Raw genomic sequence first — 21,184 nt, forward strand, 5'->3', positions numbered from 1 at the left:
TGACTGAAATCAGTCACGATAAAGCCAGACCCAAAGGTCAGCATGTTGACTTTATCACCGTATGGGCAGCTACTCCCTCTTAACGTCAATTACTATTTCATTAAACAACGCTTGTAATAGTATCATAAATCTTTCCGGCTGGCAAGATAAAACAAGCGAAACCGGATCTGATCGCATGACTATTCCTGATAACATCATATGCCGGAGTCGGCGACTGATTTTTCAACCAGGTCTTGTTCTTCTTTCCGCCTTTCTGCTTATAATAAATATTCTCGGTCACGATCTGCTATTTTCCTCAATACTCGGCATGGATTCCCGACAGCAACAACATTTTCGGGAATGTCATGGGTTACAACACTGCCGGCACCGATCACCGAATTCTCCCCAATGGTAACGCCTGGCAGAATCACGGCATTGGAACCGATCCATACATTGTCTTCAATTCTGATGGGAATTGAAAACATGGTTCCCGGTCTGCGAAGATCTGGATCAATCGGATGACCGGTTGGGGTAATCGTGACATTGGGTGCGATCTTCACATTGTTACCGATATAGATATCAGCATCATCGATCAGCACCAAATTGAATTTGGCATAAAAATTATCTCCAATATGTACGTTCGTTCCGTAGGCCAGATGGACAGGTGGCTCAATCAAAACATGTTCGCCCATATCGCCAAGCATCTCTCTCAATAATTCTGTCCGCCTTGCTTTTTCGCCGGGACGGGTATGGTTATAATCGTAAACCAGTTCTTTACATCTTACGCGTTCCTCTTCAAGGCTTTCCCATATTTCGCAAAATAGTAGCCCCTTTTTTATTTTTTCTCTGATCGATACCATTGCTATGCCCTTACTACTCATTGGTAGCCCCTCCTTAATTTCTTAACTGCTATATACCCGTGTTAAAATGATATAATCCGAGCGTATTGCATATTATATTTCTCCGGCTCAATCTTTTCTTCAAAATGGCGAGGCGATCCGATGTCTACGTAGGTTTGCAGATAGAAAAAGAGACCGAAACAGCTACCTGAAAAGTTAGCTGCTTCAGTCTCTCGGGATTAACACTTTCTTAATGGCGCACTATTCTTTTACAACCATCACGGAGCATGGCGCTGCCGCAAGGACTTTTTTGGTCGTCGATCCGACGAAGAAACGTTTGGCCGGACTGAATCCTCTTCTGCCCATTAAAATCAGATCGTATTTTTCATCTTCCGCAAAATCCACGATTTCCATATCAACTATGCCGAAGAGTACTTTTTTATTCATCGCAACACCTGTGCTGCTGTATCCTTTGATGAGCGCATCCAACAATTTTCCCGATTCCCTGGATGCCGCGGCCTCGATTTCATCCTGCATTTTAATAAAATTCTGCGGGACTGTCGCGGTTTCATAGTAAGGTAAATCGATGTGTACTACGGTAAGAAACGTCACCTCACTGCCAAATTTCTCTGCCAGCTCGACAGCCTGAGCCGCCGCTTTGAGAGAAATTTCTGAACCGTCCACGGGTACAAGTATTTTTTTCATTGGTGTTTCCTCCTTGATTTCATACTTTTTTTATACCCCCGTGAAAACCGTCTAATCGCAAATCATCTTTAAACCCGTCTTTTTTTCCATAAACGGTTATCTCAGCCATCATCCATCTTCCCTGTTACCATTTTAATTTGAATCATTATTTGTAGAAGGCGCCAATCGTTGCCGAATAGCGTTTCATGGACGCGCCGGTATTGGAATAGCCAATCATATCCAATAAATTGGCGCTTAACAATGCGTCAACCTCCTGCAGAAATGCGTCATTCTCGCTTTTCATACTATCTCGCAGCGTTTTTACCTCAGTCGCTACTTCACTCGTGCCATCCGGCTTATACGTGCCATCTTTCACACCCTCCTGAATTTTCCAGGCCGCCTGATTTCCGTAATCGGCGGAGCGTTTGAGAGATTCATGGGCACCATACATGAGATGATCAGCCGGCAGATTAAGGCATTTAACCAAGTTTCCTGCCGCCATCAGTTCATCCGTCATTTCGACAACAGTCGCGACGGTACTTTCATCGTATTCGATCTTTTCTTCCGTCTTCTCTGTTTCTTCCGTTTTTTTACTGTCTTCTTCAGTCGTTGTGTCTGCGGTTGCACCAGTGGAATTAGTCGCTTCCGCTGGTGTCGTTGTCTCCGTAACGCCCAGTGCTTTTTCAATTTCAGCATAGTTCTTATAACAAGCGATATAGTTGTTAACCACATCACAGCCGATATACTCGGAAATTCCAGCGCCTTTTGCGGGATAGCTGCTTGCCAATTTTATTTTTTCAGCCATTGTTTTACTATCTTCATAATCACCCAATAAGGTGAACATGGCACTGGCATCATAATAATCGCCTTGTTTATAATAAGTCTGAGCCTCAGTATAGCGGCTCTTTTTTTCAGCCAGCTCAGCTTCGTTGGCTGAAGTTTTTACGCCACCAGACAGCATTCCACTTTTCAATATGAAAAAAGCAGCACCTGCCAGGATTAAAATCACCAACAGAATTGGCAACCCAATTTTAATCAGTTTGCCCTTCGATTTTTGCTCTTTTTTCTCTGATAACAGCGTTTCTTTTTGTCGCCTTTTTTTTGCCGGTCTCTCTTTTTTGGGTTTTTTCTCTTTTTCTTTTTTTACTTTTGGTTCTTTAGGGGGTCGGTTTTTTCTCGCCACTTCGACATTTCCTCCAGAATTATTTTTCAAGTTTCAAAATATAATGTTCTGACCCTCATATTTTGATTGATACATAACACATTTTTTCAATACTCAGCTTTTTTCACTTCATCGGAATATTCAATGCGTCTACTTCTATTTTCAGCATTATTTACAGATATTTTATCATTAACCTGGAAGAAAATCCATCAATCACGCGGTAAGAGCGGGTAAATATTTGTGTCAACGTTTCCAGAAAAATATTTCGTATTCAGATCCTGTTATTTTCGTGTTACAATAGTTTAGATTTAGGCACATGATAGTATCATACTGATTGCGATCGTCATTGACCGTTAAATTCAATTTGTTGGTACTATAAAACACGGAGGAAATAATAATGGTTTCACAAATCTTTACACTATTATTCTTATTGGGAATTCCTTTTCTCATTTATGGAATTTACAACTTTATAATCGGATTGTTTGGTTACACTCGGTACAATAAATATTCGCCGACACAGCCAAAGCATCGCATGGCAGCCATCATAGCTGCGCGAAATGAGGAATTCGTTATCGGTAATCTGATTGACAGTCTGCACCAGCAGGATTATCCTCAGGAGCTCATGGATGTCTATGTCATCCCCAACAATTGCACCGATAATACCGAAGGCGTTGCCCAAGCTCATGGCGCCAAAACATTCAACTGTTCGGGCAAAGTAACGTGCAAGGGTGATGCGCTGACACAGTTTTTTGACTACATCTTCAGCGAAAATGATATTTACGATGCTTTCTGTGTCTTTGATGCGGACAATGTCGTTGATAAGCATTTTTTCTCGGCAATGAATAATGTCCTCGCCTCCGGCGAAAAAATTGCCCAGGGTTATCGGGACAGCAAAAACCCCAGTGATTCCTGGATTTCCGGCTGTCAATCGGTTTTCTACTGGACCTTGAATCGGTTCCTGAATCTGGCCCGTCACCGTCTGGGTTTGTCAGCGGCTTTGAACGGTACCGGCTTTATGATGTCGGCGGAACTAGTCAGAGAAGATGGTTTTAAAACCTATAGCCTCACCGAGGATATTGAATTTACCACCCAATGTGTCATCAATGGCTACCGGGTCGCATGGGCCCCGGAAGCGATCACCTTTGATGAACATCCTTTGACCTTTCAGCAATCCTGGTCTCAGCGCAAGCGATGGTCAACCGGCATCGTTCAGTGTTTTGATCGATATTCCGGGCAATTGTTTGATTGTTATAAGAAAAGCAAGAATTTCTGTGCCATTGACATGCTCATATTCCTGATCGCCCCCTACGTTCAAGTGCTCACCTTCATCTATACGGTTTGCTCTTTTATCATTTTTGGGATGCTCTATATCACCACCAGTATTTGGTCCAGCGCCATGACTTTTGCGGTTGCTTTTTCTGTTGGCGGTCTCATTACCAGTGTGCTGTTTACCGTGATGGTTCTCTGGTTGGAAGGCAAGCGAATTAAACAAGTCAATCATGTTTCAATTTTTTCCTTCTGGTTTTACCTGGTCTCCTGGATTGCCATCAATGTTTCGTGTTTCATGAAGCCCATCGATATCTGGGAACCGATTGAACACACCAAAAGCCTTAAAATTTCACAATTGGCCAAATAAATAAGACAAAGAGGTGAACTGATGACTCAAGTACTGCTATTGACTTCAAAAAAGCGTGTTGAACAATTTTCCGATTTACCAAATATTCCGGATGACTGGCAGCTTATTTTTGGCGAAGAACTGAAAACGGATGCGGAAATCCTGGAAGCTTGCGGCAGCGCCGATTATATTTTTGCCGATGCCATTCGTGAAGTCAGCCGAACGCTGATTGATAATATGAAAAACCTGAAGCTGATTCATTCGGAAGGTGTGGGCTATAATAAAATCGATATCATTGCCGCCAGAGAAAAGGGTATTTATGTCTGCAATAACAACGCCGTCAACTCGGAAACCGTCGCGGAGCATGCGATCCTCCTGATGCTGGCTTTGCAGCGGAGACTTTTGGAAGGCGATCAAATGGTCCGCTGCGGCAAACAGATCACAGCCAAAGGATCCTTTATTTTAGACGGCATCCCCGAACTCGGCTCAAGTCATGTCGGGCTTGTTGGATTTGGTTCGATTGCAAAAGAAACAGCCAAAAGACTAAAGCCGTTCGGTTCCAAAATCAGCTATTTTAATCGCTCCAGAAAAATCGAGGCGGAAAGAGAACTGGGAATGACCTATCTTTCAATTGAAGAACTGTGTAAACAATGCGATATCATCAGCCTGCACCTGCCCGTGACGCCGGAAACGACCGGCTTGATCGATCAAGCGAAGCTTGCAGTCATGAAACCGACCGCGTTTCTGATCAATACTGCCCGCGGAGAACTCGTCGTTCAGGAAGATCTTGTGGCCGCATTGATGAATGAGCAAATCGCAGGAGCGGGTTTAGACACGATGTATCCTGAACCGGTTACACCGGATAATCCGCTTCTTAATCTGCCCGAAGCATCTCGGTATAAACTGCTTTTTTCACCACATATTGCCGGCACAACAAAACCGGCTTTTGAAAAAATGCACAAAACAGTCTGGGCAAATATCCTGGCCGTTTCAAATGGAGCGAGGCCGATTAATATTGTGAACGGTTTGTAAGTATATTAATTGTTCTAAAACAAAGTTGAAAATATCGACCACTTGAGTTATAATTGATAAGCGTCATCAATCATGCGGAGAAGTATCGAAGTGGTCATAACGAGCCGCACTCGAAATGCGGTTGCCTGCAAGGGCACGTGGGTTCGAATCCCACCTTCTCCGCCATTAAAATCAACTAAAACTTTCGTATTTTATTAACCTTTTCATATAATAAAGAACCGCCAATAAACAGATTTCTCTACACTGTTTATTGGCGGTTCTTTATTATGTTATCTCATTTTCTTCGTCATTTTGTTTCGGTCGTCTAGGCAACAGAAACCGCCATGCCTTCTTCCATAAATCACTTTACGCACTGTTATTATCTTTTTTATTTGTACCTAATTTTTGTGCATTGTCTCATTTTTTTTATTTTTGTTGGAAGAAACAGTAAATTTATCCCGTTATATGTAATGTACAGAAAATGCAGGGAGGTATAACTTGTTGAAAAAAGTTAGCGAAAAATCAAATAATTCATTTGTTACAACTGATATTAAAAATCGATACGAAATCCTATCGGTCCGGAATCTGACTAAAAGTTATGACACATTCAAACTAAAAGATGTGTCTTTCACCCTTGATCCGGGTACCATCATGGGGTTCGTTGGTCGCAACGGTGCCGGTAAAACAACCACACTCAAAGCCATGGTAAATCTGGTTCACAGTGACAGTGGAAATGTCAGTTTCTTTGGCATGGATATAAAAACGCATGAGTCTGAAATCAAGCAGCACATTTCATTTTCTTTTGGCGGTGTGGATTACTATCTTCAAAAAAAGCTGTCATCCATAACCGACGTCTATCGTCGATTTTATGATCAATGGGATGAAAAAGCCTACCAGGATTATCTCAATCGATTTGAACTGGATCCGAAAAAGAAAGCGAAGGAACTCTCACAGGGAATGCGTGTTAAGTACAGCCTCGCTCTGGCGCTATCCCACCACGCGGAAATATTGATTTTGGATGAGCCCACAAGCGGTCTTGATCCGGTATCCCGGGATGAAATTCTGAACATTTTTGAAGAGGTCGTGGATGAACATCAGACGAGCATTCTTTTTTCTACCCATATCACTTCCGATCTTGAAAAATGTGCCGACAAAATCACCTATATAAAAAATGGTCAGCTCGTCGTGAGTCAGGAGATGAAATCATTTACCGATTCCTATCTTCTTGTGAATGGCTCCAGTGACCAGCTTACAGAATCATTGCAGAATACGATCATCGGATGCCACGAACGCAGGGGGGAATTCTCCGGATTGATCCGACTACAGGATTCCGGAGTTACCCAGGGAATTAAAACCGCCCCGGCCGATCTGGAATCGATTATGGTTCATATCGAAAGGAAACAAACAAAATGAAAAACATGTTGTATAAAGAATTTAAACTCTCTGTCCACCCAACCTGCTATCTGTTTCTCTTGCTGTCATCGATGCTCCTGATTCCGAATTATCCGTACTACGTTTCTTTTTTCTATCAGACGCTGGGTATCTTTTTTATTTTTGTGGGGGGACAGGCCAATAATGATGTGTATTTTACAACTCTGCTGCCCATTCCCAAGCGGGATGCGGTGAAAGCACGCTGCATGACGATCGTCATCCTGGAGCTTTTACAGATTGTTGTTTCCATTCCCTTTGCCATTATCCGCGGCACACTGATACCGCTCGAAAACCAGGCTGGAATGGAAGCCAATGTCGCTTTTTTCGGTCTGGTCTTTGTGATGTTCGGTCTTTTCAACCTCTCATTTCTCACTTTGTTTTATAAAACAGCGTACAAAATGGGTGTTCCCTATCTTTTCGCCTGCATTTCAATGACCGTTTTTGTTGGTCTTTCTGAACTGGCGATTCAGCTCACGCCGGTCCTGAAAACAACAATGGACACATTTAATCCCGTCTATTTGCCCCAACAGCTGATGGTTCTTCTGGTTGGAATTTTGATTTTTGTGCTCCTGACCATTCTTTCCTACCGAAAAGCAGCAGCTCATTTCGAGCAGATTGATTTATAGCGATGGATGAACGTTTAAGATCGCGAATTTCAGGGTTGTGTTGAAAATCGCGGCTGGCTGGATAGGATTTGAAATATTTATCACTGGCGGCCATTTCTGAAATGCGTATCCCTTTCAAAGATGGGTACAAAGTTACCAAACGAATTCTTACGCAAACTCCGATTGATGTTGATCTGAGTTGCCTAAAGAAGCGATTGAAAAGGAGGAAATGTAAAGTGAGAAAACTGTCCAAACTGATGTCTTTGTTGTTGGTGATGGCGATGATATTCATGAGTGTACCCGGCGCCGCTCTGGCTACCGAAAAAGATGGTGCGAATACGGCTGCTGACGAAACCACGATTGTTGTATTGACAGCCGAAACAAAAGCGGTTCCGGATGAAGCTGCACCCCTTTCAGCGACAAACAATGATGCGGATACAACCCTGGCAACGGCTACTCAAGGCACCGACGCAACCCTTCCGGTTGTTGCCACAACCGATAATTTAGCAGTCACAACCGCAGCTACAACCGTTCCGGCCGCTGACATGGCCGTTGCAACAACCACTGTTGCCGCACAACCGGCAACAACACCGGATGAAACCATCATTGCTGACGAAGAAACCATCACCGCAATGACAGCCACTTATCTCAAATTAACACTAACGGGTGGAACAGTCGTCGATGTACTGGTAAATCCAACCGGTACGAATTACATTTTTGATGCAGCAGCAAATGAATTGACGCTCGACAATTTTACCGGTGAAGAGCTGAATGCAATCTCAAATGCAGATACCTTTAAACTCGTTCTGCTCGGTACCAACGTACTGAAAACCGACTTCAGTTTTGCCGTTGATGTTCAGGGCGATCTGAATATGAGCGGAACCGGAACCCTGATAGCTGAGGGACAGGCAACAGGTGGCAATATTGGCGGCGGTATTTTTGCCAGCAAAGGGATCACGATTGACAGTGGAACTTACGATATCACGGCAATCGGAAGCGCCAGTCCCGGCAATGACATCGCTTTTGGGATCTTGTCCTGCGGTTTGACAAGTGACCTCATTGTCAATGGCGGAAACATCAATGTTACGGCCATTCAGAATGGCGGGAAAGCAGCCTATGGCCTGTATTCTTTTGGTGATTTTGTTGCCAATGGCGGCAATATTGATATTGCCACCGACAGCACCAGTGCCGATAGTACCGGCATCTGGGCTGCTGACGATATCGTCTTCAACGGCGGATATACCACGATACGTTCCAAGACCGATACCGGTACCGCTAAATGTTTGTCAGCCCATAGCTGGGTTGTCATCAACAATGGCGTTCTCGATCTGTGCGCAACCGGCGGCATCAACCCACTGGCGATCTCTGGTGAAGAAGGTGTCTTCATTAGTCCGTGCTACGGAGATGTTGATCTGACCGCTTCCTGTCTGTATCTTGAACCCTTATGTGGCAAAGACAAAAGCCATTTCAAACATCACCATGCTGCATCATCCAATCCCAAAACAGGAGTCGAAACCACGGCAACCGATGCAGTCATCGCCGGTCTATCCCTTCTGGCCCTGATGGGTGCTGCGGTTGCGATCGGCAAACGAAAAAAACAGATGTAGTTCTTTTTTCCAACAGCTACGCCTTAATGGATGATGACTTATGCCCGTCAGGTTAGACCTTGCATCACCGGTTGAGTAAATCCCCGGCAAACTCCTTTTCTGATGAATTTTGTCCCCAAATTATCATCATCAGAAAAGGAGTTTTTTTGCAAGTGCAGAACCAACGGTATCATTCCAATATCCGCTGATATTTTAAACCAGAAATAATGGAAAATCGGAATCTAAAATGATATAATTAAAAAAACAATTCATTTCTTATCGATTGGCGGTAAATATTTTACTGTAAACACTTTTTTTTAATTTTACCCAATATTAAGTTAAACTACAATTCGTTCTTAGGAGGTTTTATATGCGTTTAGTTACTCGTTCAGATTTTGACGGTTTAATATGTGGAATGCTGCTGAAAGAGGCCGGTATCATTGACGACTGGATTTTTGTTCATCCGAAAGACTTGCAGGATGGTCTCTTTAGCCCAACTGAAAATGATGTTCTGGCCAATGTTCCCTATGTCCCTGGTTGCGGCATGTGGTTTGACCACCATTCATCTGAACAGGATCGTCTGGGGTGGAACCAGGCAGTTAAAGGCGAAAGTCGACTGGCGCCTTCGGCCGCCCGAATCATTTATGAATACTATGGCGGCGCGGCACGCTTCCCCAGTTATGAAAAGATGATTCTTTCTGTTGACAAGGTGGACTCCGGAAATCTGACCAAAGAGGAGATCTTAAATCCTACCGGCTGGATTCTGTTGGGATTCATCTCTGATCCCAGAACCGGGCTTGGCCGATTCCGAAATTTCAGAATCAGTAATTACCAGCTGATGGAACAGCTCATCAATCATTTTAGAAATATAACCATTGAAGAAATATTGGAACTGCCCGATGTTAAAGAGCGGGTGGAGCTTTACCGGGAACAATCCAGACTCTTTGCCGATATGGTCAAGGCGCACACAAAAGTCGTCGACAACGTCATTCTTTCTGATTTGAGAGATGTCGAAACCATTTACACCGGAAACCGCTTTATGGTTTACAGTCTTTATCCCGATCAGAATGTTTCTCTCTGGATTGTCGATGGTAAACAAAAACAGAACGTCTCAATTGCCTGCGGCTACAGCATTCTCAACCGAACCTGTACCGCGGACATTGGAAAACTGATGTTAGAATACGGCGGCGGCGGTCATCAAATGGTCGGAACCTGCCAGGTTCCCTATGACGATGCTGATTCAACCATCGCAGCAATCACCAGTGTGTTGAAAAACAAATAGACACTCGGTCTTTAACATGTTAAATTATTTTAAAAAACACTTTATTTACGAACTTCTTTTGATATAATATAAATAAAAATAATTATTATCAGGAGGAGAGATGGCTAACCAACGTGAGAATATTTTATCCCTGGCGACTGAACTGTTTTATGAACAGGGGTATAACAACACTTACTTTTATCAGATTGCAGACGCTTTAAACATCACCAAACCCTTGATTTCTTATTATTTCAAATCAAAATCCTTGCTGGCAAAAGAAGTGTCTGACAAGTTCACTATCGGAAATAAAAACACCATTGCATTCAAGCTTTACAATCATTATTTCAATTGCATTGAAAAGCAATATGATTTACAGCTAAGTACGGCTATTGAAATTCGGCTGTCCGAAATGCTATGCTTTATCGATCCAAAGGCGGCTCGATTTGTGCAGGAAAGTAACAAAGATAATTATGAAATCTTATTTATTTCCCATTACAAAGATCTCTATAAGATCCATGACCGCCAGTATCATCTGAACATCAACCATAAAAACGACGAAATCAGTATGCTGGCCCGTGGTGCCATCGCAGCCACCACTGCAATACGTTTGGGATATTTAAATGATGAATTCAGCTGCACCATGTCGGAGTGTCTGGATTACATCACCACTGTGCATTTCCGATTTATGCGTGTTGACGAAAAAAGGATTGCCGAACTGGTTAAAATGAGTGCTGAAATTATTGATGCCATTGGTTTCGAATTTAATCCATATTTTAAAATTGAGTAACAAAAAAGCCGGATTTCCGGCTTTTTTAAAAATTGTCGTTTTTTAGAACTTTCTCGAGAAACACTCGGGACACATCCGGATCAAACTGCGTTCCGGAACAGCGTATGATTTCAGCAACGGCTTCCTCTTCACTCAGACCCTTCCGGTAGGAACGGTCGCAGGTCATGGCATCGAAGGCATCCGCCACTCCGATTATCCGGGCCTGAAGGGATATTTCCTTCCCGATAAGATTCTTGGGGTAGCCCTTCCCGTCCCAGCGCTCATGATGCTCAAATACATATCGGGCGATTTCCAGAAACTCGTCGGAGGAACTCAGGATGCGGAATCCAATCTCCGGATGCCTCTGGATTTCCTGAAATTCTGAGGCATCCAGTTCGGCCTCTTTATTCAGGATGTTTTCATCAATTCCCATTTTTCCGATATCATGCATCAACCCCGCCACTCCCATTTGATTGACGATGTCTTTTCCCAGGTTCATTTCTTTTGCAATCTGTTTGCATAATTTTCCCACCCTTTTCGAATGGAGCATCTCCCGGCGGCTTTTGGCATAAAGGGCATTCATAATCAGATCGATGGTTTTGCTCTTGACGCTTGAACTCTCATATAGTTTGTGCCGATACATATCGTCTTCTGCATGCTTATAGATTTCCTGGATATCCTGCTCCATATTATCCTTGGTTTCATAGCCAAATGAAATCGAGAGATCCAGCGCGCCGATCCGTTCTGATAAAGATCTTGCTCTCAGCTCGTTGACAATTTCAGCTACCTGAAAACTATCCGTTTCAGGCAAGATGACAATAAATTCATCCCCCCCCAATCGTGCCACAACACTGCCTTCCGGACAAGTTGATGAAATGATGTGCGCGGCTTTAACCAGCAGCTCATCGCCCATGGTATGGCCAAAGGAATCATTGATGAGTTTCAGTCCGTTGACATCCGCCATAATCATCGAGATCGGCAGATTTTCCGGCCTGTCAAGCTTGATCAATTCCGCTTCATAAAAACGTCGGTTATATAAACCCGTCAGGTAATCGTGATAGCTTAAGTAATTGATTTCCAATTCGGCCTTTTTACGATTGGAAATATCCGTGATGATCATTGCAAACTGCCTGTACCGCGGCGAATAGACGACAACTTCCACATATTTTCCTAATCCCTTTAAAAAATCTTCATACTGATAGGCTTCTCCGCTTATTGCGACCTGCACCAGTTCTTCGATATGTGCATCATCAATTTCTTGAAGCAACTCCCTTGAGCGTTTTCCGATAATGTCTTCCCGATTCCGTCCGATCAGCTTGGCAAAGCTTTCGTTGGCATCAACAAAATAGAAATCAGTCACTTTTCCGGACTCATCCTGAATCACTTCGTGAACAGCCAGTCCCTGGGTCATTTGCGTGATCAGCAACCGATGCTTTTCTTCACTTTCCTTTAAAGCTTTCTTGGCGCGATGACGTTCGGTAACATCAGTCAGAATGAAACTGGTAAGTTTCCTTTTTCGTTGAAAAACGTTTTTGTTGACATAAAACCACCTGGCTTCATGATTAACCATAAATTTAACCGGGATCCGTAAAGCATCCCCTCTATCAAGAATTCTCACGATCTCTCTGGTATTTTTTTTCTGTTCTTTCCAGAATTCCTCCGCTCTTTCGTTCAGATAGAGAATTTCATTGTAGGAATTGATCAGAAATGTCATTTCATCCATATTAATGAATGTGTTTTTCCAGCGATTGATTTCCAATTCAAAAAAATCATTTTTTAATTCGTTGATTCCGATTAGAGACAAGACCAGAAAAATAACCGCTGGAGTCGGATCAAAATAAATGTCTGAACCGGAAGCGACGAATAACAACACAAACCAAGGCAACTGAAAGGTTATAAACAAGAAGCGGTAGCTTTTTTTCGAACTGACTGTCTTTGATTTTCGCCATGCTTTTGGAAATGCGATCATCGAGAAAAGTAAAACCGCCGCATAATAAGCTAGAATAAAATAGTAACCGCATGCTTTCGTGGTATAGGCAACGCCAAATCCATTAAGCGGCAGCAATTTGATGCTCTGATAAATCCAGTGATGTACTGGGTCGGTCAGAAAGACGATCCACAAAGCACCTGAAATTGCCATCAGTAAAGCTTTTATTCCGATCTGAACATTTGTTTTTGTTATGTCCGCGATAAAGAGAATTGCAAAAGCCGGAATAAACAGGATCCCCAAAAATTCGAAGTTTCTGACCAAAATAAAGGTATTATAGTCGACACAATTAAGCTCAAGAAAATAGCCCATTGCATAAACCGCCGAGGCGAACATTAAGTATGAAAATGAGTTAGTCAGTCCATTTACTTTTTGCTTAAACAATCGGGTCCCGACGAAAACATAGGCAAGAGATATGATCGGAATCGTATATATCAGCAGCGTCAACAAAATTTTTTGAAAATTCATCGCAAGTCCTCACCAAATAAAATTTATCGTGCAATCAACATCTGTGTACCTTAAAAAAAAATCTGTTATCCAGCAAAATTATCTTATATTATACTACAGTTTATAATTCCAAATCAAAAGAATATTGGAATTATCTGTCACCAATGCGTAAGAAAGCAAAGCCAGCAATTAACTTCTTTTTGCTGTGGCTCTTGAAATTATACATCGGTTCTGTTTTTTCATATTTTTCAATCTGCGCGCTTATTTATTGCTCCCGAAAAAGCCTTTCTCTCCGCTCTCATAACTGCCTTCGTAAATATTGCCAAGTCTGCCGTCGATTGACAAATTGTCCCCCGACCTGAAAAGATGACCGTTGATGATGCATTCCTTCCTGGAATCATTGACTTCCAGACCGCTGCACTGGACAATGCAGATTTTGCCAATGCTGGTCGCTGCCACCGCCGCGTGGGATGTGATGCCGCCTTTAGCGGTAATCAGGCCATCGCAGACAAAGATCAGGGGAATATCATCCGGCACGGTATCCGGACGGGCCAGAATAATTTTTGCCGCTGGGTGCTGCCTTTTCAGCCGGTCCATATCTTCCATATCAAATGCCAGCAGACCTGAGAGCACCTCGCTGCTCATGCCGATGCCGTGACCGATCAGTTTCATTTCATCGGGTGGCAGCAAAAATCCGGAGAACGCCATTTTCTTTTTCAGATCCTGATTTCTGGTCTGGAGCAGATACAGATCCTCGGCCCGATCCGATTCGAAGGTGAATTCTATCTCCTGATGAACAAAGCCATACTCCTCAATCAGACGGTTGGCATAATGAACAAGCTTTTGATAGATTTTTGGAAATCCCGATTCGAGGGACATGCCGCTGTCCCGATAATCCTTCCGGCGCTGCTCCTCACTGATTGGCAGCGTATTGACCAACCCGGACACCACGTCCTCGCCCTGACTGCAGAGGGCAAAATCGCCATAGAGGTTAATCCCGGAATGGCCGTTAAACGGACTGGTGGTAAAGACCACCCCAGTGCCGGACCGGGGCGACAGATTGCCCATCACCATTTTCTGAACGACCACTGCCGTTCCCCAGTTATCGGCAATCTGCAGATGATTGCGATAATAGACCGCGCTTTCAGACGACCAGGAATCCAGCACCGAGCGGATCGCCTGCTTTAACTGTTTGAACGGGTCTTCTTCGATTTCGATGCGGTAGTCTTGCAGCACCATTTTATAGCTCTCGGCAATCGCCTTCATCTGTGCTGCGGTAAACTGAATTTTCAAATCGATGCCCTGTTGTTCCTTGTGCTCCTTGATAACCCGATCAAAAACATCCCGATCAATCCCGTAGGCCATCCCCCAGCTTTGCAGAAAACGCCGGTAGCAGTCCCATGCTGTCCAACCATATCCTTTTTGCTGGCTGTAGGCCTCTGCTATTGCCTCGTTCATGCCCACATTCAAAAATGTTTTCATCGCCCCAGGCAGGGAAATGGATGAACCGGAACGAATTGAGAAAAATAGCGGGTTGTCAGCTTTTCCGTAACGCTGGCCAGTTAATCCTTCAATGACTGCAATATGGGACTCGATCAGCAGATCGATGTCGGCCATCATGTCCGGATGGCTTTCGATCGTGTCCTTATGCCGGAATACCTCGGTTGTGATCACAAATCCCGGCGGAACGGAAAAGCCGTAGGTGATCAGCTTCTTAAGGAAATAAGCCTTTGCCCCCAGAAATACCGGGTTGTCGATTTTATCAGAGTTCTGCGTTAACAGGCTGAAGGTCAGATCCAGGTCATAGGTCAGCATGCTTTGAATAATCGTGTCGGAGTAGTCTTTCATCATACTTCTCAGTCCATTGAGGGTGTCCGTGATGTAGTTATCCAGATTCTGGACCAGAAAAGCCGTGGACAGATTGTCGCGCAGAAATTTTTCTGACTCCACATGGTATAATTTACGTTTATCCTCATGCTGACCTTCACCTTTTTTGTCCAGAACCTGGGGTATAATCGCCTTCATTGGCATCTCATAAAGATCAAAAAAGTACTCCCGGATCATCTGCTTGATATCATTTGCCATAAACTGAAAAATATTGATGTACTGATCGATGGAAAAGCTGGGCGATGTCAGCCCGAATTTTAGCATATCAAGATGGGAATTGAATCCCTGATTGCGGATTCCGTCAAGTGCCAGCCCTTCCTTGAAAAGCACCAGAATTTGATAAATCTGGCGAAAGGTCTTTGCGGTAATGTATTCGGAATGAGCCGGCTGGGTGATTGTGACCATGAGTTTCGCAACGACGCGTTCCAGCCGGTACATCAACCCCAACGCATCGAATTTCGGCTCTGCATATTCACCGTACATCGAAGGGATGTCCGCGGCAATATGACGCTTGTAGTAAATGATTTCGGAAGCCTCATTTTTCTTCGGATCCAGTATGATCTGCTTCAGATGGTGCATGAGCCGGTAAATCTCAATGATGGCGTCTTCTCTCCGATTGCTGATCAGATAATTCTTAAGGTCAGTCAGATCACCAGTGATCTGCAGGCTGTAGCCATTAATCATTGCCAGAACGTCTTCGGATTCAAACGAATATTTTTCCAGCAGCAGAAAATAAACCCGAAAAATATACAACACCCTCTCAACATCCAAATTGGCATCAGCTGAAATCCCATTCAGGGCGTTTCTGATGGTTTCGATATCCAGCTTAAGAATCTCATCCGGACTGGCTGCGAGCACCGCACAGAGACGAATCATCGTTTGATGGGGTTTCAGAAAACACGGATTCGCCTGATCCAAATTGCTGTAGATATCCATGGGAATGATGTCCCTTAGCGGTTCCCTGTTTCCGTCCCCCCAGTAATTGATGATTTTTCTGGTCAGATCAATGTGGGTATTATTGCTCTCGATATGAATCTGCTTGCGCATAAAATGGATCAGCCGGTCTTTTCGCCGGGAGGCTTCATCGATGGCCGTTGTCGCATCGCGAAGTTCTCCCTCGGCGCCGATTTCCTTGAAATAGACGGGAAAAATTCGCGCCAGCTGCTTGATTTCACGATAAACCGGCGTGATATCCGAATTCAGGAGTCTGGTGATATCTCTTTGAAACAAATCGGTATCGGAAATGAAAATCCCCCCCAGTTTTAAATTCACAATCAGAGCAGCCAAAAGTTCCCGCATAACCATGGGGTTTTCCTCTATCAATTCCAGCCAGACACGGATATTTTTGACATGATTGGAATCAATGAGAATCTGCCAGTCGTTATTGAGACTCAGTTTTCCCGGATAATGAAAGCCCTGCATAATCAGTGCTTTGGTAAAATATTTGATATTGCCCGCATCCCCGGTGGCGATAATCTCTTTTCCCAGCGTCAGGACGCAATCCAGCACCGTGTCGCCGTGCTCCCCCTTCAATTCCTGAAACTCTTTCATGATCGTATTAAGAAAATCGGTGATATCGTTAGAATTCAGCTCATCAAAAATGTTTCTCAGATTGCGGTTCACATCATAAATCAGATGATCGTTGAGGGATGTCATCCCCGGCAGATGCAGCAGATAGTAAAGATAATATAGTGTTTCCAGGTGGGACGTGAATTTTTCCGAGAAACTTCGAAAATAATCGGCAATATCATTGTAGAACATCAGCTTCTCAAAATCATTCCAAACCTTGGCCTGACTCCGTTTCTCCCGGAGTTGCGCAAAAAAGGGATGGCCGATTTCTGTGATCGTTTCGATCCGCATTTGATGAAAAAGCGCCTGCTTCGAATCAAACCATTCTTCGGCCAGCGAGGTGCTTTCCCAGTAATCGATGCAGCCCGCGGATAAATTGGCCATCATTTCCAGGATGGCGGGCGCGAATTCGGGATAATCGGCAACTTTACTTAAATAGATTTTAAAAAATCCCGAAATCTTTACATATAAAAGTTCGTTCAGCGCCATATTTTCTTTCAGAACGTCGATACCGAATTGAATAATCGCCTTCGGGCAGTCATCCAGCTTAGCCAGCTGATCGATAAAACGAATCAGCACCTGACTGAGTAGGGCTTTTTGGCTGTCTTCCAGTTTGGAATTCAGAACCGACTGGATAATCGCGAGCAGCACGCGCAGCGCCTCTTCGGAATCCTCAAGGGCGTGATACAGCCATAAATCTCCAAGACAGATGGTCTGGAGTGACTCGATGACATATTGATTATTGCGGTATCTGTGATTTAATTCCACGAGAAATTCATGGGTTCTTTTATAAATTCCCCAGTACGGTTTTGACAGTTCACCAAACCACTGCTGCCTGTCCGGTATTGTGATGTTGGTTTCCCGGGTCTGGGTAAGATTGGCTTCCAAAGCCTTTGAATAAAAAACATCAGCCATTTTTTTATCCCCCCCACTTTCGAACGTAAACGTTTTCTTCTTGTGGTTAGTATAGCACAATCCATCAAATAAAAGTGCTGCCGTCGAAAAATTTTACTGGTTTTTTGATCAAATCAGCAAACAAATTTTCGACAACAACACTTTTTTATACTTATTTTCTGATTTCTTCGCTAAACAAATTTCACATAAAGCTTGTCTTCACGGTACTGCGCACTTTCCACTCTTTTGCTCTTCAATACTTCCGGCAGGACGAAGCAACGTTTCTGATTCTTGATCTGAATCATCAGCTCATTGCCCTTCTGGCCCATATCCATTTCACTTTTTTCCGTAAACGGCACATTGAGAATATAGTAATAGTCGTCGTTTTCTTTTTTCACTTCAAAGATTTTATCCGCAAACAGAACTTGTGTGGGATCCGTCGCGCCGAAAATTGCTTCAGCTGCTTTAAGCAGCACGTCTTGCGATTTCAGTTCCTTATTCAGCAGCATCAGTGTGAAAATCGGCACACCGGAAAAACTTGCTCTGATTTCGTTGAGGCCTTCTTCCTGAAGGCTGATCCATTTGCTGAAATAACCGTCCAATGCCTGTCTGGGATAGACCTTGTTGACAATGACCGCATCGATATTATAGTTATACAGATGAAGATAGGTAAAATTGCGTTTCGCTTCCTTGATGACAATCCGTTCGGGGGTGGTGACAATGCGGATACTCAGAATTTTTGGATCGGTCATGATGGTCTGGAGCTGACAGAGCTTCTGGTTGAGTCTTTCGATATCATCAAAGACATTGTCTTCCGGCATCGGGATTTTCATGACTTTTTCAACCATCGGGCCCGCCACCTTGTTGGCTTTGCGTTTGATCGGAAGCATAGTGGTAATCATATTGCCGAACATTTCCGGAAACTTCAGTAACGACATGGTTTCCCCGGTTGGGGCACAGTCCACGATTAAAAGATCATAGCGGTTCTGCTCATAGATATCAATGATTTTAAACAGCGAAAACAGTTCCTCCAGCCCGGGAAATACCAGCAGTTCTTCCGTTTCGATGCCGCCTTCGGCCTTGGCAGTCAGCAATTGCTTCATGTAGTTCTTCATGTTCCCCCAGGCTCGTTCACCTTCGACGATGGCGTCAATTTCTAGTCCCCAGAGATTGTCAATGATTGCGACCGGTTCATTTCCCAGTTTTACACCAAAAGAGTCCGACAGACTGTGAGCCTGATCGGTGCTCATAATCAGAACTCGCTTACCATCTTTTGCCGCCTTCACCGCAGTGGCAGCTGCCACGCTGGTTTTGCCAACCCCGCCTTTTCCAGTATATAAAATAATTCTCATTTTTCCGCTCTCCTCTTTCAACTGATTGAAACTTTCCTGACTTTTTTCTCTTCTTCCGGATCGCCCGCAGCTCGGACTGACTCCGCAACGCATTCCTTTGCCAGATCCATGATCATCATTTTCATTTCCTTTTCAATGACATCCATATGCCCGGACATGGATTTGGGCAGAAGCGACAGAACGGCTTCCTTCTCGATCTTCTTCGCCTGGATCATTTTTTCGATAAATTCACGATTCATTGCTAGCCTCCAATAATTTTTCAAACTGAATAACAAGGGTATCTTCATCATACCTGGCACTGGTGACTTCCATTCCCCGGAGTGTATTCGGCATGGGGATATTCCGCTTGTAGTTGCCGATTTTTACAATCACATCCGCTCCGGAAAGATTGACCGAAACCTCATCTTTTAAAATGTTCGGCAGATACAGTTTCATGGCATAGCCGTTCGTCGTGGCTTCATAACGCTCGCCATCGACGCTATCCCGGATATCGAACAGATCATCGCTGCCGGCGAAAGCGTCTTCGCAGATCCGGTTGATCGAATCCAGCCCCAGGAGATCCGTGTCATACCAGGGAATTTGATACTGCGAAACGGATTCAAAACAATGACGGATCTCATCGATATAGGTTTTCTGAATGGCGACCCACTCATCGAAAAACGGATTGTCAATATCCTTTGGCAGGATGCGATTGATGAAAACCCCGTCCACATGGTAATTGTAAAGTTTCATGTACATGTAATTCCGTTTCGTTTCTTCGACAACCATTTTCTCCGGTATTGTGACCAGTCTGACCGAGGTGATCGCCTTGTTTTTGAGCAGCTCCTGCAGTTCAATCAACTCCAGATAGAGTTTTTCAATATCGCTGATGGCATGCTTATCCGGCAATTGAATCTTGAATAAGGACTTTGACACCGGAGACAGCACCCGCATGGCCAGTTTTCCCATCGGAAAAAATTTATCCATATACCAACACAGAAGCTCCGGAAATTTCAGCAGCGAGAGGGTTTCTCCCGTCGGCGCACAGTCCACAATGATCCGTTCATAATCGCTTTTCTTGTAGACCTCCTGGATTTTCAGAAGGGAGAACAACTCATCCATCCCCGGCATCATAGTGAACTCATCCATTTCAATGCCGTCCTGATTAAAGGAACCCATAAGATTAGCAAATGCCTGCATGATGTTTTTAAACTCATTTTCGATCATATCATTGACATCCACTTCTAATGCATACAGATTCTCAGCCACCCGAACTTCCGTTTTGCCAACTGGCATATCGAAAAGATCCCCCAGATTATGAGCCATATCCGTGCTGATGATCAGGGTTTTCTTCCCCTCTTTTGATGACTTCAGTGCATGGGCGGCGGCTACACTCGTTTTTCCAACGCCGCCTTTTCCCGTAAAAAAAAGTATTCGTTTCATTGTTTCCTCCAAATTTCATTCGTTATTCGAATTGTTCGTCTTTCGAAGTATTATTTAAAAAGATGCTGCCTGACGGCAGCTTTTCATGTTACTCGATTGTAATTTTTCTGACCCTGGATCCGGCGTCTTCCGGCTTGGTGTTTTTCTCTCGATCCCGGCTCAGGGTGTCCATCACCTTGTCAATCAGTTTGAAGACCAGCGTGATCTCGTCCCGGGTAAAAGTTTCCATCACCAATTGCCCGTAGTGAACGATCGCGCTGATGATACGTTTAATCGTACTCAGGCCCTCATTCGTCAACTGGATGGTGACCACCCGTTTGTCTTCAACGCTTCTTTCCCGGGCAACCAGCCCGCGCTTTTCCATCCTCGCCACAATTCCTGTCGCCGTGTTGAGGGGTGCTCCAATATACTCGGCAACCTGGGTCATATTCACTCCGCTTCTCCGGTACAGCAGGAGCATCACAAACAGCTCGTTTTTCGAGCAGTTAAAGAGCTCATTTTCCCAAAGTTCCGGTGATAAGAGATATTTTATCTTGTCGATGTACTCAAATATCATCGCTTCGAAATTGCCGTTAAAGCCGTTTTCCATTGTCTTCATTCCTTTTTTTTATTTCCATCGCATTGATTCGGTTCATGAACTATTTTGATTCTACTCTCGAAGTATTATTTTGTCAATACTTTTTTTGC

16 protein-coding genes and 1 tRNA gene are annotated in these 21,184 nt (G+C 44.0%); 8 read left to right on the forward strand and 9 right to left on the reverse strand.

The genetic code is table 11. From position 1 onward, the window contains the following. Positions 1-257: 257 nt before the first annotated feature. From GH808_RS01145 to GH808_RS01155, 3 genes are all read right to left on the reverse strand, one after another. Complete coding sequence (locus GH808_RS01145) at positions 258-860, reverse strand: DapH/DapD/GlmU-related protein (protein WP_243166047.1); 603 nt, start codon at positions 858-860, stop codon at positions 258-260. Positions 861-1,079: 219 nt separating this feature from the next. After that, positions 1,080-1,523, reverse strand: coding sequence for a universal stress protein (locus tag GH808_RS01150; RefSeq protein ID WP_186840964.1), 444 nt, complete (start codon positions 1,521-1,523; stop codon positions 1,080-1,082). Between the two features lie 145 nt (positions 1,524-1,668). After that, the gene (locus GH808_RS01155) at positions 1,669-2,685 is read right to left on the reverse strand and encodes a hypothetical protein (RefSeq protein ID WP_186840965.1); all 1,017 of its coding nucleotides are present in this window, start codon (positions 2,683-2,685) and stop codon (positions 1,669-1,671) included. A 376-nt stretch (positions 2,686-3,061) separates the two neighbouring features. Between GH808_RS01155 and GH808_RS01160 the strand changes: the two genes are divergently transcribed. The 8 genes from GH808_RS01160 (at position 3,062) to GH808_RS01195 (ending at position 10,960) form a co-directional block, all read left to right on the forward strand. Then, positions 3,062-4,300, forward strand: a complete 1,239-nt coding sequence (locus GH808_RS01160; RefSeq protein ID WP_186840966.1) for a glycosyltransferase family 2 protein — start codon at positions 3,062-3,064, stop codon at positions 4,298-4,300. A gap of 21 nt (positions 4,301-4,321) precedes the next feature. Then, a complete protein-coding gene (locus tag GH808_RS01165) occupies positions 4,322-5,311 on the forward strand; it encodes a 2-hydroxyacid dehydrogenase (RefSeq protein ID WP_186840967.1) in 990 nt (329 codons plus the stop codon). Between the two features lie 76 nt (positions 5,312-5,387). Next, positions 5,388-5,476, forward strand: a tRNA-Ser gene (locus GH808_RS01170). Positions 5,477-5,791: 315 nt separating this feature from the next. After that, complete coding sequence (locus GH808_RS01175) at positions 5,792-6,703, forward strand: ABC transporter ATP-binding protein (protein ID WP_243166048.1); 912 nt, start codon at positions 5,792-5,794, stop codon at positions 6,701-6,703. Then, on the forward strand, positions 6,700-7,347 hold the full coding sequence (locus GH808_RS01180; RefSeq protein WP_186840968.1) for an ABC-2 transporter permease: 648 nt from the start codon (positions 6,700-6,702) through the stop codon (positions 7,345-7,347). Before GH808_RS01175 ends, GH808_RS01180 begins: the two co-directional genes overlap by 4 nt. Positions 7,348-7,562: 215 nt before the next feature. Further along, positions 7,563-8,933: an LPXTG cell wall anchor domain-containing protein gene (locus GH808_RS01185; protein ID WP_186840969.1), complete on the forward strand. Its 1,371-nt coding sequence runs from the start codon at positions 7,563-7,565 to the stop codon at positions 8,931-8,933. A gap of 349 nt (positions 8,934-9,282) precedes the next feature. Then, the gene (locus tag GH808_RS01190; protein ID WP_186840970.1) at positions 9,283-10,194 is read left to right on the forward strand and encodes a DHH family phosphoesterase; all 912 of its coding nucleotides are present in this window, start codon (positions 9,283-9,285) and stop codon (positions 10,192-10,194) included. Positions 10,195-10,294: 100 nt separating this feature from the next. Beyond that, a complete protein-coding gene (locus GH808_RS01195) occupies positions 10,295-10,960 on the forward strand; it encodes a helix-turn-helix domain-containing protein (RefSeq protein ID WP_186840971.1) in 666 nt (221 codons plus the stop codon). A gap of 25 nt (positions 10,961-10,985) precedes the next feature. Here GH808_RS01195 and GH808_RS01200 read toward each other — a convergent pair whose 3' ends face one another. From GH808_RS01200 to GH808_RS01225, 6 genes are all read right to left on the reverse strand, one after another. Next, positions 10,986-13,394, reverse strand: coding sequence for an HD domain-containing phosphohydrolase (locus GH808_RS01200; protein WP_186840972.1), 2,409 nt, complete (start codon positions 13,392-13,394; stop codon positions 10,986-10,988). 240 nt (positions 13,395-13,634) lie between these two features. Continuing rightward, complete coding sequence (locus GH808_RS01205) at positions 13,635-17,744, reverse strand: PEP/pyruvate-binding domain-containing protein (RefSeq protein WP_186840973.1); 4,110 nt, start codon at positions 17,742-17,744, stop codon at positions 13,635-13,637. 170 nt (positions 17,745-17,914) lie between these two features. Continuing rightward, a complete protein-coding gene (locus GH808_RS01210) occupies positions 17,915-19,075 on the reverse strand; it encodes an ArsA family ATPase (RefSeq protein ID WP_186840974.1) in 1,161 nt (386 codons plus the stop codon). A 17-nt stretch (positions 19,076-19,092) separates the two neighbouring features. Next, positions 19,093-19,314, reverse strand: coding sequence for a hypothetical protein (locus tag GH808_RS01215; protein ID WP_186840975.1), 222 nt, complete (start codon positions 19,312-19,314; stop codon positions 19,093-19,095). Further along, positions 19,304-20,497, reverse strand: a complete 1,194-nt coding sequence (locus GH808_RS01220; RefSeq protein ID WP_186840976.1) for an ArsA family ATPase — start codon at positions 20,495-20,497, stop codon at positions 19,304-19,306. Before GH808_RS01220 ends, GH808_RS01215 begins: the two co-directional genes overlap by 11 nt. Before the next feature lie 88 nt (positions 20,498-20,585). Continuing rightward, a complete protein-coding gene (locus GH808_RS01225; protein ID WP_186840977.1) occupies positions 20,586-21,086 on the reverse strand; it encodes a MarR family winged helix-turn-helix transcriptional regulator in 501 nt (166 codons plus the stop codon). Between the last annotated feature and the right edge of the window lie 98 nt (positions 21,087-21,184).

It is taken from the genome of Acetobacterium fimetarium (genome assembly GCF_014284475.1).
GTDB lineage: Bacteria > Bacillota > Clostridia > Eubacteriales > Eubacteriaceae > Acetobacterium > Acetobacterium fimetarium.